The following is a 14,266-nucleotide window of genomic DNA, read 5'->3' as shown; positions in this document are numbered from 1 at the left end:
CAACGAGTGAGACATAGTCTAAGCATAAGACTATGTCTCAAAATCTGGTGTCGGAGCCCTCGGAGCAGGTCGCCCCGAAGGCGCGTGCGGCGTGGCAGTTCTTCCAGCAGATGCTGACCGATGTCACCAAGATCGTGACCGAGGACGCCGAATCGGAACGGGAACTCCTCGAAGGGCTGCGCGTCATCGCCCGCGTCTCGTCGTTGTGCTCGCAGCTTTCCGTCGAGGCCGACCCCGACCGGCCGTCGTTCTTCGACATGTGTTCTCCGACAAGGATGATCGGTGGGCCCAACCCCGACGGCAATTACTACCTGGCGATGATCCGCGGTGACCGGCGCTACCGGATCACCGGCACCCGCGGCACAAGTGCCTACCTTGGATTTCAGATCCTCGCCGGCACCGGCCTGACCCCCCGCCGGATGGCCAACTATGTCAGCGACAACGACCTGGTGCTGAGCGGCGACGAATTCGCGTTGGTGCTATCGGCGGAAGAACCTGCCGAACTCGCCGGCGCCCAGTGGGTGAAGACTCCCGACGACGCATCATCGGTCGTCGTCCGGGAATATATCGGCGATCCCGCCTCCGAGACGCTGGCCACCATGCGCATCGACGCGCTGGACCGCGACCCCGTGGCACCGTTGACCGACGGCGACCTCGCCCAGCAGTTCACCGCGATGGCGTGGTCGCTGATGAAACTCGTTACGCTGCACCGCACTATCAAGCCCGAGCTCTTGGATAACCCCAACACGCTGCTGACCTCCGAGGCCGCCGATCTGGGCGCGGCCGACACCACCCCGGACAACCTGTACATGTTGGGAACCTTCCGGCTGCAGCCCGGCCAGGCGCTCGTGCTCGACATCGAGCCACCCGACACTCGCTACTGGAACGTGACGCTGGAAAACGTCTGGCACGAGTGCCTGGAGCCCCGCCGACGGCACAGCTCGGTGACCAATCGTGCGGTGCGGCCCGGCGAGGACGGGCGGGTGCGGATCTCAATCTCGGCGGAGGACTTCGGATTCGGCCAGTGGCTCGACACCGGTGGCCGCCATCGCGGGTTCGTGGTCGTGCGCTGGCTGGACAACCCCAGCCCGCCCGACGTCTCCGTGTCGGTCCGCGAAGGAGTGGGCCGGGCATGACGCTGCAGGAGCGGTTCGTCCCGCAACGGCTCGTCGCCACCGCCTGCGAGGAAGCGGGAAGCGACGACTTCGGCGAGGACGGCTGGCAGCCCGGGCTGCAGCGGCTCACCGACGGGCTGATCAACGAGGCTCGCCTCTCGGCGATCGGTGTGGAGATCGCCTACCTCGACATCATGCGCGCGCTGAAGAACCGGCTCGGCGTAATCGATTGGCGCAAAAAACATCCCGAGGTCTCCCGCAAGCCGATCAAGGCGCCGATTTTCATCGTCGGCCAGCCCCGCACCGGCACCACGATCCTCTACGACCTGCTCGCCCAAGACCCCGAGCTGCGCGCGCCGCTGACCTGGGAGGTCGATGCGCCCTGCCCGGTCCCGCAGCCCGAGACCTACCACACCGATCCGCGGATCGCGCAGACGCAGGCCGGCATCGAGCTCTCCGAGCAGATCATCCCGGGATTCTTGGCGTTTCACCCGATGGGGGCTCTCGTCGGGCAGGAGTGCGTCCGCATCACGGCCGGCGAGTTCGTCAGCATGATCTTCTCGGTGCAGTACCGGCTGCCGAGCTACTACCGCTGGCTGCTGTATGAGGCGGATCATGCCGGCGCCTACCGCTTCCACCGAATCTTCCTGCAGCACCTGCAGTCCGGCCTTTCCGGTCAGTGGCTCCTGAAATCGCCGGCACACCTGTGGCACCTCGACGCCCTACTCGCCGAATACCCCGACGCGTTGATCGTGCAGACGCACCGCGATCCCCTCAACGTCATCTCGTCAATCGCCGCGCTGACCCACCACCTCCGGCGGATGGCCAGCGACGAATCGAACATCGCCGAGTGCGCGGCGCAGTCCTACGAAGAGATCGTCGTCGGCCTCGAGCGTGAAATGACGATGCGCGACAGCGGCGCGGTCCCCGCCGGCCGCGTGATCGACGTGTTGTTCACCGATTTCATGAATGACCCCGGGACCACGATCAAGGACATCTATCGGAGGCTGGGCCGCGAGCTGCGGCCCGACACCGCGCAGCGCATGCGTGACTTCCTGGCCGCCCATCCCGGAGACGGCGGGGGCAGCCGCTACAGGTGGTCGGACACTGGCCTGGACGCCGCCGACGTCCGCGACCGGGTGAGCGCTTATCAGGACCGCTACGGCGTACCGACCGAGCAGCTGCGCTGAATTCCCACCCGACGCCGAGAACGTCGTCTACTCGGCGGGCTCATAGCGCAGCATGGTGACGTCGTGCTCAGGGTAGTCGCAGAACACGGGGCGCACCCGCATCCCGACCCTGAGATCCTCCGGGTCGACATTCACCATCTCGGTGGAAAACCTTGGCCCCTCGTCCCATTCGACGATGGCCAACAGCTGCGGAACGGCGTCGGCGAAGTGCGGGCCGACGGGCCGGCGCGCGACGGTGAACGAGTACAGCGTTCCCATCCCGGATATCTCGCGCCATTCCAGGTCGTCGGCCAGCGTGCGCGGCGCGCGCACCCGCGGATAGAACACGTAGCTCTGTGACGACGGCGAGTACTGGATGACGATGCGGTGCTGTGCCAACGCATCCCAAAACGGCTCCGTGGTGGGCGTTTTGACGGGCATGGGCCGCTCGAAGTTCATCGTCAGTCCCCCTGCAGGATGAGCGTCGTCTGCTCGGAGAGGATGCCGCCGTTGCCGGACACGAAGGCGCGGTTGCAGTCGGCGACCTGGGCCGCGCCGGCGCGCCCCATGATCTGGCGGGTGGCGTCGCACACGTGGTGCATTCCGCCCGCCAATCCCGCTTGACCGAAACCCAGTTGCCCGCCGGCGGTATTCAGCGGGAAGTCGCCACGGAAGGTCAGGTCGCGGTTGGCGACGAACTCCATGCCCTTGCCCTTTTCGCAGAAACCGGCGTCCTCCAGCGACAGCAGCACGGTGATGGTGTAGCAGTCGTAGATCGACACCATGTCCATCTCGTCACGGCCCAAATCGGTCATGGCGAAGGCCGTATCGGCGGCCGCCGCGATCGGGGTGTTCAGCAGATCCTCGGCGTAGGTCGGGGTCTTGAACGGAACGTGTTCGCCGAATCCCTTGATCCACACCGGGCGGTGGCGCGCCCGTTTAGCGATGTCAGCATTCGCGACGACGACGGCGGCGCCCCCGACGCAGGGCATCACGATCTCCAGCATGTGCAGCGGGTCGGCGATGACGGGGCTGGCGAGGACGTCCTCCACGGTGAGCGGCTTGTCCTTCCAGATCGCGCCTTCGGTGTGGTTGGCGTTGACCCGCTGATCGACGACGATCTTGGCCATCGCCCGCTCTTCGTAGCCGTAGACCGCCGCGTAGCGCTGGGCCACCTGGCCGTAGGGGCCGTTCTGGCCGAGGTTGCCGTACGGGATTTCGAATTCCGCCTGCGGAGAGCCGTATTGGTTGCTCGACGAGCCGAAGAACATCGCGTCCACCGGACGCCGGGGCTTCTTCTTGGAGGACGGCGTGATGTATCGGGCGGGCAGCGCGCAAAGGACGGCGTCGCAGATGCCGAGTTCGATCACCGCGGCGGCCCGCCAAACCATGGCCGCGGCGCTGGCTCCCCCGAGATCCACCAGCTCGGCGAATCGCGCCCCGATTCCGAGGTATTCGGCGATGGTCGAGGGCACGAAGATCTCCGACTCGGCCAGATGCGACGCCACGATGCCATTAACGACGTCGCCCGACAGCCCGGCATCCTCGAGCGCGGTCGCGGCGAGTTCGGCCCATTGCTCGAGGACGAACGGCGCCGGCGACGCGTTGTTGAGCCGCTCGGGCGGAAGCTCGACGTAGCCGACGATCGCGGCTTCTCCACGTAATCCCATGTGGTGTCCTATTTTCGGGGCAGGCCGAGAATCATCTGGGCGATGATGTTCAGCTGGATCTCTCTGGTTCCGCCGCCGAGCAGCTCGGCGGGCAAGTGAAGGTACGGCTCCACGATCGCGGGATCCGTGTCGGCGACCATCGCCGTCCGCCCGGTCAACTCCAGCGTGGCCTTGAACGTCCGACGCAGCAGCACGTTCATCGCCACTTTGGCGATGCTCGACGCCGGCCCGGATGCCTGGCCGTTCAGCAGCCGGATCGTTTCCCGCACACCGAGAGCTTTGATCGCGTTGGTGTAGGCGTCCAGTTCACCGAGAGCGCGCTGCGCATCGTCGCGGTCCGGTCCCGGCTCCCCCGCAAGCCGGCGCAGCGCGCTCGCCCGATCGAACTTGACGTATCCGCTGATGGCCGAGCGCTCTTCGGACATCGTGGCGATCGCGAGGTTCCAACCGTCGCCCGCGCCACCCAGTAGCATCTCGTCGGGTATGAAGACGTCGTTGAGGAAGACCTCGTTGAAGTGCGCCTCGCCGGTCGCGGTCTTGATCGGTTGGATCCCTATCCCGGGGGACCGCATGTCGAGGATGAAGTAGCCGATGCCGCGGTGCTTGCTCGCGTCGGGGTCGGTGCGCGCCAGCAGCGCCCCGAAATCGGCCCGGTGCGCGGCCGACGTCCAGATCTTGTGTCCCTTGATCATCCAGCCGCCGTCGACCTTGGTTGCGCGAGTGGTCAGCGACGCGAGATCGGAACCGGCGCCGGGCTCACTGAACAACTGGCACCACGCCATCTCGCCGCGTTGCGTCGGCGGAATCAGCCGCTCCTGCAGATCTTTTGGCCCGGCGCGAAGCACCGAGGGCAGGATCCATTCGGCGATCCCCAGCGAGGGCCGGACCAGTGCGGGCCGCTTTTCGAACTCCTCGTCGATGATGAGCTGCTGCAGCGGGCCCGCGTCGACTCCCCACGGCGGCGGCCAGTGCGGTTCGATCAGGCCCGCCTCGGCGATCAACGTGCGTTGCGGCCCCGTCTCGAAGTATTCGTAGTCGCCCTGCCGTCCGGGTCGGTCGTTGCGCAGTCTCAGCGCCGCATCCAGGGTTTCGGCCACCCGCGCCCGGAATTCCAGTTCGGCCTCGCCGAGATCGACCGACATGTCGCGTTGCTGGGCGCACGTGAGCTGCCCCAGGCGGCGCGCCCACCGGCTTGCCGGGCCGATTGACGCGGCCAGACTTGTGGCCCGCCTCCAGTAGAGGTGCACGTCGTGTTCCCAGGTGTAACCGACGGCGCCGAACATCGTCAGCGCGTCGAGCACGAAATCCGGCATCGGCGAGATCGCGGTCACCGCCGCTCCGGCCGCCGCCAATCGGAGTTGGTCGAGCGATTCGTCGACGGCGCGCACGGCGTCCCAGGCCGCCGCGGTGGCCAGCTCGCTGTTAACCAGCAGCATCGCCGCGTTGTGCTGCAGTGCCTGAAAGGTGCCGATCACCTTGCCGAACTGCTCGCGGATTCGCAGATGCGCGGTGACCGCGTCGACGCACCACTGCGCGATACCGGCCATCACGCTGGCCACCAGCCCCAGGGCGATGCACTGTGCGCGGTCGGCGTCGATCCCGCTGAGCAGGTCGGACTCGGCGGCGCCATACTCGTTCAGCCTCAGGATCCCGACATCGGTCACCAGGTCCGTTCCATGCATGGATTCAACTGCGACGGCGGGCTTTTTGGCATCCACCAGTACCCAGACGAGGTCGCCGTCCCCGGTCCGAGCGCAAACCAGGACCACCCGCGCCGAGCACACGCCCGCCGTGACGTCCGACGCGCCGCTGACCAGCCATCGTTGGCCGTCGGCGCGCGCATGGAAGTCTCCGCCGCCGGGAAGGACCACCGCCGCGGGTAAGCCCGACGCGAGGTCACGCACCAATGATTCCGCGGTTGGGCTCGGATCGGCCAGCAGCGCAACGGCTCCCGCGGTGACCGTCGGCAGCAGCGGGCCGGGAAGCAACGCCTTGCCGGCCGATTCCAGCACACATGCCGCGTCGATCAGCCGCCCGCCCTGGCCACCGAGGCGCTCCGGCAGGTGCACGGCGTGAAAGCCATTGGCGACCAGCGCGTCCCACCATCCCGGAAGGCGACCGGCAGCCAACCCCTCGAAAGTCTCGCGGGTCGCGGCGATCGGGGCGTGCCGACTGGCGAACTTGGCGACGGCGTCGCTGAGGTCCTGCTGCTCCGGGGTCAGTCCCAGCGTCATGACCACGACCCCGCGCGGCTGAGACGACACGCCATCGAAGACCGCTGCCCCTTCTTTACAAGACGAACCGTCTCGTCTTGTGGCAGACTACGGGGCGGGTCAGGATATGTAAAGCGGCCCGACCCGGCGGGCGACCAGAGGGACATTGGGAGATGAGGATCACTTAGATGCCAACCGATCTCACCCAGGAGAACCCCCCGGCGAGCTCCCCACGGCGCCGCAGCGAGAAATCGCGCACGGCGATCGTCACCGCAACCCGAGAACTGCTTCTCGAGCGCGGATTCGACGGCTTGACCATCGAGGCGGTCGCCGCCCGGGCGGGTGTGGGAAAACAGACCATCTATCGCTGGTGGCCCAGCCGTCCCGCACTGGTCGCCGACGTCATGCTCGAGGACGCCGACAAGATCCTGGCGTCGGTGGACCACACCGAGGACCTGTCCGCCGACCTGGTGCGGTGGGTGGGCAGACTCGTCGCGAGCCTGACAACGGCGCGCGGGTCGGCCATGCTGCGAATCCTGACCGCCGCCTGCATGGAGCACGAGGACATCGCGATCAAACTCCGCGCCGGGTTCAGTGCGCCGTTGCACGACAGCGTCCGGGCCCGGCTCGTCGCCGACGGCATCGACGCGTCGGCCGCCGACTCAGCGGCGGACGCCATCGTCGGTGGGACGGTGTACCCGATACTGTCTGGGGCGCAACAATACTCACGACGTCGGGCCGAGCGCACCACCCGAATCATCGTCGAGGCACTCGGGCCGGGCCGCTGACCAAGAACGCAGCGGACGCAGCAACGCGCTCTTCTTGTAGTAGTGCTCTGCCATCAGCCTTGGCCGGTGGCGGTTCGCTCCGCGGGGTGCCGTTGAACCGGTCGGCCATGCGCTCACTAGCGCACGACGACTCCTTGTTTCGCGGTTGCGCGACCACGCGGTGTGAACGTCCGCGTAGCGGTTCCGATGCGAATCATCACGGCAGACACCACAATAGCGGTTCCTACCACGCTGCAGCCGAGGGATTGGTCCCAAGTCCGGCGCGCGCCGGGACCTAGACGCGAGCCATCGGGCGGGCGGCACGTCATCCTGCGGGTAAGATCCCGCACGGCGACAGGACGTGCGGGTTTCCCCAGCGAGTGGGGGCGCCGAAACTCCCGGACAGCAAGGCCTGAGGAGCGGGCGTGGACGAAGACTGTCTGAAGCTCAGTACCTATATGGCCGAGCGACGACGCACCCGCGAGGGCTTCGTGTCCGACGCGCTGCTGCGCCTCTACGAACAGCACCGCATCGCCAGCTGCGTCGTGCTGCGCGGCATCGGCGGCTTCGGGACTGGGCGCCACCTCAGAACCGACGAGTCGCTGACGCTGTCCGAGGACCCGCCGGTGGTGATCGTCGCGGTGGATACCCGGAAAACGGTCGAGGCGCTGATCGACCCGGTGCTCGAGATCAAACAGCGAGGCCTGGTAACGCTGGAGCGCGCGCGGCTGGTGCGCGAGGACTCCAACATCAGCGGGGTTCCGGCACTTCCCGACGACTTGCGCGAAGCCGTCAAGCTGACGATTTACGTCGGCCGCAAGGAACGCGTCCACGGCGTGCCGGCCTACATCGCGATCTGCGATTTGATGCACCGGCGCCGCGTCGCCGGCGCAACGGTATTCCTGGGCGTAGACGGCCTCACCCACGGACAACGCCAACGCGCGCGCTTTTTCGGTCGCAATGGCGATGTCCCGATGATGATCGTTGCGGTCGGGTCCGGCGACCGCATCGCCCGGGTGCTGCCGGAGCTCGGCGCGCTGGTCCGCCGGCCCATGTTCACGCTCGAGCGGGTCCGCGTGTGCAAGCGCGACGGCGAATTACTGGAACGGCCGCACGCCTTGCCGGGGGTCGACGAACACGGCCTGCCCCTGTGGCAGAAGCTGATGGTCTATACCTCCGAATCGGGCCTTCACGACGGTGTGCCGATTCACCGCGCGATCGTCCAACGGCTTCGTCAGCGCGAATCGGCGGACGGCGCCACTGTGGTGCGGGGCATCTGGGGTTACCACGGAGAGCACCAACCACACGGGGACAAGCTGCTCTCGCTGAGGCGTCGCGTCCCGGCGGTCACCATCGTCATCGATACCCCGGCCAACATCGCCGAATCCTTTGCCGTGATCGACGAACTCACTCAGCGCGAGGGATTGGTGACGAGTGAAATGGTGCCCGCGTTGGTGTCGGACGACGGCGACCCCGGCCAGCGCGGGCCGCCAATGGCGAACCACCGCTACTAATGCGCGTCCCGTTCAGCCGGCGACCGAAGCGTCGTAGATCGACTGGATCGCCTTGTCCAGCGTGGCGTTGAACTGCTCGTCGGACTGGTCGACCCTAAGCCCCTCGGTCAGCGCACGGCTGAAGCTGGCGATCAATCCCTTGTTCTTCGCCAGCAGCTCGTTGGCCTCCTCGCGAGAGTAGCCGCCGGACAGCGCGACCACGCGCATCACCTTCGGGTGTTCGATCAGGGGAAGGTAGAAGTTGACCTGGGTCGGCAGGCTCACCTTGAGCATCACGCGCTGCCCGTCGGGCACGGTTTCGAGTTGCTTGGTGATTTCGTCGCGCAGGATGCCCTCAGCCTGGGCTTTGTCCGGGATCGAGATGGTGACCTCGGGCTCGATGATGGGCACCAGGCCGTGCGACAGCACCTGGTGGGCCAGCTCGAACTGCTGGGCCACCACCGCGGCGATGCCGTCGGCGTTGGCGCCGCCGATCACCGACCGTTCCTTGGTGCCGAAAACACCCTTGCTCACCGCCCGCTCGAGTAGCTGGTCCAGCCCCGGTATCGGCTTCATCAGCTGCACGCCGTCGGACGCCTCCGCCAGACCCTTGTCGATTTTGAGGAAGGGCACCACGCCCTTGGTTTCCCACAGGTAGGTGGTCGACGGCTTGCCCTCGATGTCACGGTCCATGGTCTGTTCGAACAGGATCGCCGCCAGCACCCGGTCGCCGTTGAACGCCGGGGAGGTGATGATCCGCGAACGCATCTGGTGGATGAGGTCGAACATCTCCTCCTCGGAGGAATACGCGTCCTCCTCGATGCCGTACAGGCGCAGCGCCTTGGGCGTAGAGCCTCCGCTCTGGTCGAGCGCTGCAATGAACCCCTTGCCCGACGTCATGCGGTCGGCTTGCTGCTGGTTCGGCATGGAAATTCCCCACTCCCTCGTGGCACTGTCGGTGACGGCACACCGTCAAGCTCGAATCGTGCCGATCATATTCGCCGGATCGGCGCGCGAGCAGGCAGGTCATCCGTCGGTCCGTGCCAGCTCGTGTTGCCCGACCACCCCGCTGATACCCGCCGCGCCGAGTCGCTCACGGAACGCCTGGGCCGTGTAGCCGACCGCCGTCGCGTCGGTTCGGGCGCGCACCGTCGCCGAACGCGGCATGTGGAACAGCACGCCCATTTCGCCGAAGTAGTCCCCCGGCCCGGCCACCTTGACCAGCTCCTCACCACCGTCGGCCAGTTCGCGGACGATATCGAACTCACCCTCGGACACCACATAGATCAAATCCCCCATCGTGCACTGCTCAAACAGCACCTCGCCGGCCTTCAGCTGGACGGTTTCGGGGAGCCGGTTCGTCGATGCGTGCGCGGGCGCCAGCTCGACGACGTGATCGGCCATCGGCAGTATCCGGCTGTCGTGGGTCGCGACCACCACCACACGCTCGCCCTCCGCCAGCGAGCGGATCAGCCGCAACACCTCCTCCACCTGGATGAAGTGGAGGTGCGCGGTCGGCTCGTCAGCGAGGATCAACGGCGGTTCCAGTGCGATCGCGCGAGCCACCGCAACCCGTTGCTGCTGCCCGCCGCTGAGGTCCCCAGGGCGGTGATTCATCCGATCGGCGAGATTGACGCGGTTGAGCAGTTGCTCGGCGCGCCGGCGCGAGGCCGCGCGCGACCACCCGGCGGCGCGCAGCGGAACCATCACGTTCTCCAGGGCGGTGAGGCTGGGGACCAGATTGAACGCCTGGAAGACGATGCCCACCGTGTCGCGCCGATACTTCCCCAGCTCTCGGCCGTCGAGCGCGGTGACGTCGATGCCACCGAACTTGATCGCCCCACAGGGAGCCGACGATAAGCACCGCCACGATCCACAGCAGGAAAGCCACGATCGTGATCGCGGCAACCGCCACCTTCAATGGGCGCAACAGATCGTTGACGCCGGCCGCCCGCTCGACGCTCTGGTAGCCGTCCGGGAGCTGTCGGGGGCTGCCGATGATCCCGATCGAGGTGAGCATCGGCTGCCCGTTGTAAGCCAGTTGCTGCAGGCCCTCGGTCGTCAGGAAGATGCACGGCGTCTTCGCCAGCGCGGTGGCATTGGGCACGATCCCGACGATCCGCAGTGTGCGCGCACCGACCTGCAGGTCCTCGCCGATGTGCTTGCCAAGCGTGCTCGACACCTCGACCTCGTCGGGCGCCGTCGGTGTCCGACCCTCCGAGGCTTGCGGCATGCCGGGTCCGCGCGCCGGCGCGCCGAAGGCCGTCGCATTTCGAGCCGAGGCGCCTTCCCTGATGGTCGAGGCCGCGGTCGCCAGCGGGGCCGCGGCCTCCACTCCGGGCGCGGCGGCCACCCGCGCCACGTCGACCTGGGCGAACGGTGTCGAACCGAGGAACGGCCCGGCCGCACCAGCCTTGACCACGAACGCGTCGACGCCCATGGCATCGACGGTTCGCTGGGCCTCGACGCGGAAGCCGTTCGCCAGCCCCGTCAAGACGAGCGTCATCGCGAAGACCAAACCCGTGCTGATGATCGCGATGACGAGGCGCCGCCGTCGCCATTGGATATCGCGTAGGGCCGCGATCAGCATGCTCAGGGGCTACCGCCGTCGCACTTTTCCGGACAGGGTGTTTTTGCGGTACCTACGTCAGCGCGTCCACGACCTCGTCCGCGGTGAGAATGGCGCTGGCGTAGTTCGGGATATTGACCTCGAGTGCGGCATGCATCTCCGTATCCGAATAGCTCGCGGTCGCGTCCTTGACCACCGTGACCTCATAGCCGAGTTCGGCGCCGTATCGAACCGTCGCCTCGAGACAGGTGTGCGCTATGAGTCCCACCATGATGAGCCGATGGATGCCATGCCTCTTGAGCAGAAGATCCAGGTCGGTGTTGGCGAAACCACTGGAACACCAATGCTCTTTGGCGACGATGTCCCCCGGCTGGGGCTCGAACTCGGGGCGTAGCTCACCGCCCCAGGTTCCGTATTCGAAGGTCCTGCGCGACCACGCCGCCCTCTGGATCGGCGCGATGTACTTCCACGTCTCATAGTCGCCGGGCCGGTACCGGTGGTGCAGCGCGTAGAAAACACGGACGCCGGCGGCTCGTGCGGCGTCGAGGACTTGCCGCATGTGTGGGACGCACTGGTTGGCCTCGGCGACACCCTTCAGGCGATCCCACACTTTGCCGCCCTCGGAAATGAAATCGTTGTACGGGTCGATGACGACAAGGCCGGTGAGATCGTTCTCGTACGCCACGTTGGTCATGTTCGCACGAAACCCGTTGTGGCGGGTCGGCGAGTTGCGCTGGCGGCTAAGGGGATCCGTCTGGCGGAGCCTGGACCGTGGTTTCGTCCCGTTGTGGGGGGACGCGTTTGGTGGGCCACAGCGCCATGCGGTCAAGCAGGCCGTCGCGCAGCACCAGAGTGTGAAACAGCACCGCGCAGACGTGGGCGGTGAAAGTCAGGAACAGCAAGAAGGCGAAGACGCTGTGGGCCTGACGAAGCACCGCGTAGAGATCGAGGTTGTGCGGCGCGATGCCCGGCAGATGCAGCGGCCCCGCCAGGGTGATCGGGAATCGCGCCGCCGACAGCATGGCCCACCCGATCAGCGGCTGGACGAGTAACAGCGCGTAGAGCAGGTACTCCGACCACGACGCGATGCGGCGTTCGACGGGGCCCATGGTGGCCAGGAAGGGCGGAAGCCGGTGGGTGAGCCGGTTCGCCAGGCGCACCGCGGCGAAGGCCAGGATCAACACACCCAGCGGGCGATGTATGGCCAGGAGCAGCGGATAATAGCTCAGCGAGGCGATCATGGTCACGCCGATCAGCAGCTGAACGATGACCATCGGCGCCATCAGCCAGTGCAGAATTCGGGATGGCAGGGCGAAACGCGTTGGGGTGCTAGTGGTTTCGCTTGCGGTGCCCGTCATGAGAGCACCTGGGCGACATTGACCTCGCTGGGCGACTTGGGCTCCTCGGCGCGGCGGGTGAAGGACCGCGCGTAGACGGCCGACCTCGCCGCCAGCAAGGGATCATCGGACGCCATGATGCCGTCCGGCAGCACCAGCGGGTCGAAGTTGATGTCGCGCGCATTGCCGGCCTCCTCGGTCTGAACCGCGGTGATGGTGATGGTGCCGGCGTCGATGGACCGCCGCGATTGCGGCCACGGCTTGGTGGCGTCGTGGGTCGGATCGCCCGGCTCGCCGATCGTGAGGACCAGCCGCCACTTCAGCGGCCGCTGCGCCAACGTGCGGATGAGGTCGTCGAACAAGTAGTCCTTACCGCGCGGCGGCTGCGGGGCGCCGCTCCCGCCGGCGTCCTGCGGCACCGCCGACCAGCGCACCGGAACGGTGGCGTCGGAGCCGTTGGTGAACCAGAAGGCGTTGAGCCCGTAAAACGTGCTGTCGGCAAACCCCGCGCTGGGTGGGGACTGTTTGATGATTTTCATCGCGGCGACGGTTTCGGGATGGCGATCGAGGAACGCGGCCATCTTCTGTGGGTCGGGCTTGCCGGTGTCGGGCAGCGGTTTGGACGCGAGCAACCGCTCATAAAACCCCTGCGGGGTGCTGTCCGGGAAAACGGGAACGTTGACCATCGCGGTGCGCCACTGCTCGCCGTCGGCCTGGAACAGCAGCCCGAGGCCGCGGACGGTATCGGGCTTGTCGGCCTGGTCCGGCAGGCCGCCACCCAGCGAAAACCGGCCGAGCAGCGGAACGGTGCCCGACCGGAAGACCGCGGCCCGGCAGATGGCCGCGCCCGCCCCGGTGCTCGCGAAAGACCCCGTGGCGGCCAGCCCTTTGGCATGGTTGCGGCGAAACCCGTCATGGCGGCCGTAGACGTGTTCGAAGCGATCGGCGAACCGGGGCGGTGTCAGCGCGTCCGGCCGCAGCCAGCCGCCGGCGTAGGCGAACCCGCCCACGTCCACCGCGGCGAAACCGGCGACCGCACCCATGCCGAGCAGTGCGCTCCGACGATTCAGCGCGGCGCGACGAGAACGTTCGGGCTGGGTTTCGTCGGCTTCGCCGTCTGGGGCTCCCTCGTGACCATCGGGCTCCATGCCCACCGTCCTTTCCCGTCTTGCCGGGCCAAGCCGTGCAGCCTGGGAACGAGCTCGGTGGACCCAATTCATCCACGGGAGGCTCCCGCGCGCAACATGTCCGGCGACGATCGCGCACATCCGGACGACGGCGCGACGCGACAATTCGTTCAGTCGAATTCGTCACTGCCGGCGTGGCACGACAGACGGCTCAAAGCCACAGCTACGAGCGGCCGTTTTCGGCATGGCTTACTATCGAATGACCACGTGCGGCTGCGCCTCCGCCTTGCGGCGCAGGATCTATGGAGCGTTTCTCCTCAAGAAGGCGTGTTACGCGGGTTGAATCGACAGCCCCGGGATGGCAATGGCTGTTGTTTCTCGGTGTCCCGCACGGGGCGAATGTGAGTGATAAACCATGATCGAACAATCCGGCGATTCGGCCGATCCGACGGTCTTCGAGGTAGAAAAACACCAAGTAGACGGGACGGTCGTGCTAACCGTCTCGGGCGAAGTGGACATGCTCAGCGCGCCGCAACTCGCCGAGGCGATACACACAGCACTGGCCACCGGACCCGCGGGCCTGGTCGTTGACCTGTCGAAAGTGGATTTTCTGGCCTCAGCCGGGATGACCGTCCTGGTGACAGCGCAGGCCGACGTCGCGCCGCCCACTCGGTTCGCGGTCGTCGCGAATGGGCCGGCCACCAGCAGGCCGATCAAGCTCATGGGGTTAGACAACGTTTTGTCGCTTTACGGCACGCTCGACAGCGCACTGAGCCGCGTCGCCGACGGTTGAGCCTTGAGAGAGT

At 66.8% G+C, this 14,266-nt stretch carries 12 protein-coding genes and 2 pseudogenes; 5 read left to right on the top strand and 9 right to left on the bottom strand.

Translation table 11 applies throughout. The annotated features are described in order from the left end of the window. Positions 1–32: 32 nt before the first annotated feature. A complete protein-coding gene (locus JWP83_RS10710) occupies positions 33–1,136 on the top strand; it encodes a DUF1214 domain-containing protein (protein WP_297729866.1) in 1,104 nt (367 codons plus the stop codon). After that, on the top strand, positions 1,133–2,305 hold the full coding sequence (locus JWP83_RS10705; RefSeq protein ID WP_297729864.1) for a sulfotransferase: 1,173 nt from the start codon (positions 1,133–1,135) through the stop codon (positions 2,303–2,305). The genes JWP83_RS10710 and JWP83_RS10705 overlap by 4 nt, the downstream gene beginning before the upstream one ends. Positions 2,306–2,332: 27 nt before the next feature. Here the strand turns inward: JWP83_RS10705 and JWP83_RS10700 are convergent, their stop codons facing one another. The 3 genes from JWP83_RS10700 to JWP83_RS10690 are packed head-to-tail and all read right to left on the bottom strand — an operon-like array spanning position 2,333 to position 6,188. Continuing rightward, positions 2,333–2,743 (bottom strand): OB-fold domain-containing protein, encoded by a 411-nt coding sequence (locus JWP83_RS10700; protein WP_297729861.1) that lies wholly within the window; start codon positions 2,741–2,743, stop codon positions 2,333–2,335. Between the two features lie 2 nt (positions 2,744–2,745). After that, a complete protein-coding gene (locus tag JWP83_RS10695; protein WP_297729858.1) occupies positions 2,746–3,954 on the bottom strand; it encodes a thiolase family protein in 1,209 nt (402 codons plus the stop codon). Between the two features lie 8 nt (positions 3,955–3,962). Continuing rightward, the gene (locus JWP83_RS10690) at positions 3,963–6,188 is read right to left on the bottom strand and encodes an acyl-CoA dehydrogenase (RefSeq protein ID WP_297729856.1); all 2,226 of its coding nucleotides are present in this window, start codon (positions 6,186–6,188) and stop codon (positions 3,963–3,965) included. Positions 6,189–6,355: 167 nt separating this feature from the next. Between JWP83_RS10690 and JWP83_RS10685 the strand changes: the two genes are divergently transcribed. Together JWP83_RS10685 and JWP83_RS10680 are read left to right on the top strand one after the other, a co-directional pair. Next, positions 6,356–6,955: a TetR/AcrR family transcriptional regulator gene (locus JWP83_RS10685; RefSeq protein WP_297729854.1), complete on the top strand. Its 600-nt coding sequence runs from the start codon at positions 6,356–6,358 to the stop codon at positions 6,953–6,955. A 404-nt stretch (positions 6,956–7,359) separates the two neighbouring features. Next, positions 7,360–8,448 carry a DUF190 domain-containing protein gene (locus JWP83_RS10680; protein ID WP_297729852.1) on the top strand — a complete coding sequence of 363 codons (1,089 nt, stop codon included), beginning with the start codon at positions 7,360–7,362 and terminating at the stop codon, positions 8,446–8,448. Between the two features lie 12 nt (positions 8,449–8,460). Here JWP83_RS10680 and JWP83_RS10675 read toward each other — a convergent pair whose 3' ends face one another. From JWP83_RS10675 to JWP83_RS10650, 6 genes and pseudogenes are all read right to left on the bottom strand, one after another. Beyond that, on the bottom strand, positions 8,461–9,354 hold the full coding sequence (locus tag JWP83_RS10675) for a fructose bisphosphate aldolase (protein WP_297729850.1): 894 nt from the start codon (positions 9,352–9,354) through the stop codon (positions 8,461–8,463). Between the two features lie 99 nt (positions 9,355–9,453). Next, positions 9,454–10,269, bottom strand: a pseudogene (locus JWP83_RS10670) (cyclic nucleotide-binding domain-containing protein); the annotation flags it as partial. A gap of 1 nt (position 10,270) precedes the next feature. Beyond that, positions 10,271–11,017, bottom strand: a pseudogene (locus tag JWP83_RS10665) (ABC transporter permease); the annotation flags it as partial. Positions 11,018–11,069: 52 nt separating this feature from the next. Continuing rightward, positions 11,070–11,690, bottom strand: coding sequence for a cysteine hydrolase family protein (locus JWP83_RS10660; RefSeq protein ID WP_297729848.1), 621 nt, complete (start codon positions 11,688–11,690; stop codon positions 11,070–11,072). Between the two features lie 46 nt (positions 11,691–11,736). After that, the gene (locus JWP83_RS10655) at positions 11,737–12,354 is read right to left on the bottom strand and encodes a cytochrome b/b6 domain-containing protein (RefSeq protein WP_297729846.1); all 618 of its coding nucleotides are present in this window, start codon (positions 12,352–12,354) and stop codon (positions 11,737–11,739) included. Next, positions 12,351–13,481, bottom strand: a complete 1,131-nt coding sequence (locus JWP83_RS10650) for a catalase family peroxidase (RefSeq protein ID WP_297729844.1) — start codon at positions 13,479–13,481, stop codon at positions 12,351–12,353. Before JWP83_RS10650 ends, JWP83_RS10655 begins: the two co-directional genes overlap by 4 nt. A gap of 394 nt (positions 13,482–13,875) precedes the next feature. Here JWP83_RS10650 and JWP83_RS10645 point away from each other — a divergent pair, with 394 nt between their 5' ends. Next, entirely contained in the window at positions 13,876–14,253 is a 378-nt protein-coding gene (locus JWP83_RS10645; protein ID WP_297729842.1) for an STAS domain-containing protein, read from the top strand. The last annotated feature ends 13 nt before the right edge of the window (positions 14,254–14,266 follow it).

Source organism: Mycobacterium sp. (assembly GCF_025965855.1).
GTDB lineage: Bacteria > Actinomycetota > Actinomycetes > Mycobacteriales > Mycobacteriaceae > Mycobacterium.
Note: the sequence above shows the minus strand (reverse complement) of the source record. Positions and strands in the feature narration are given on the sequence as shown.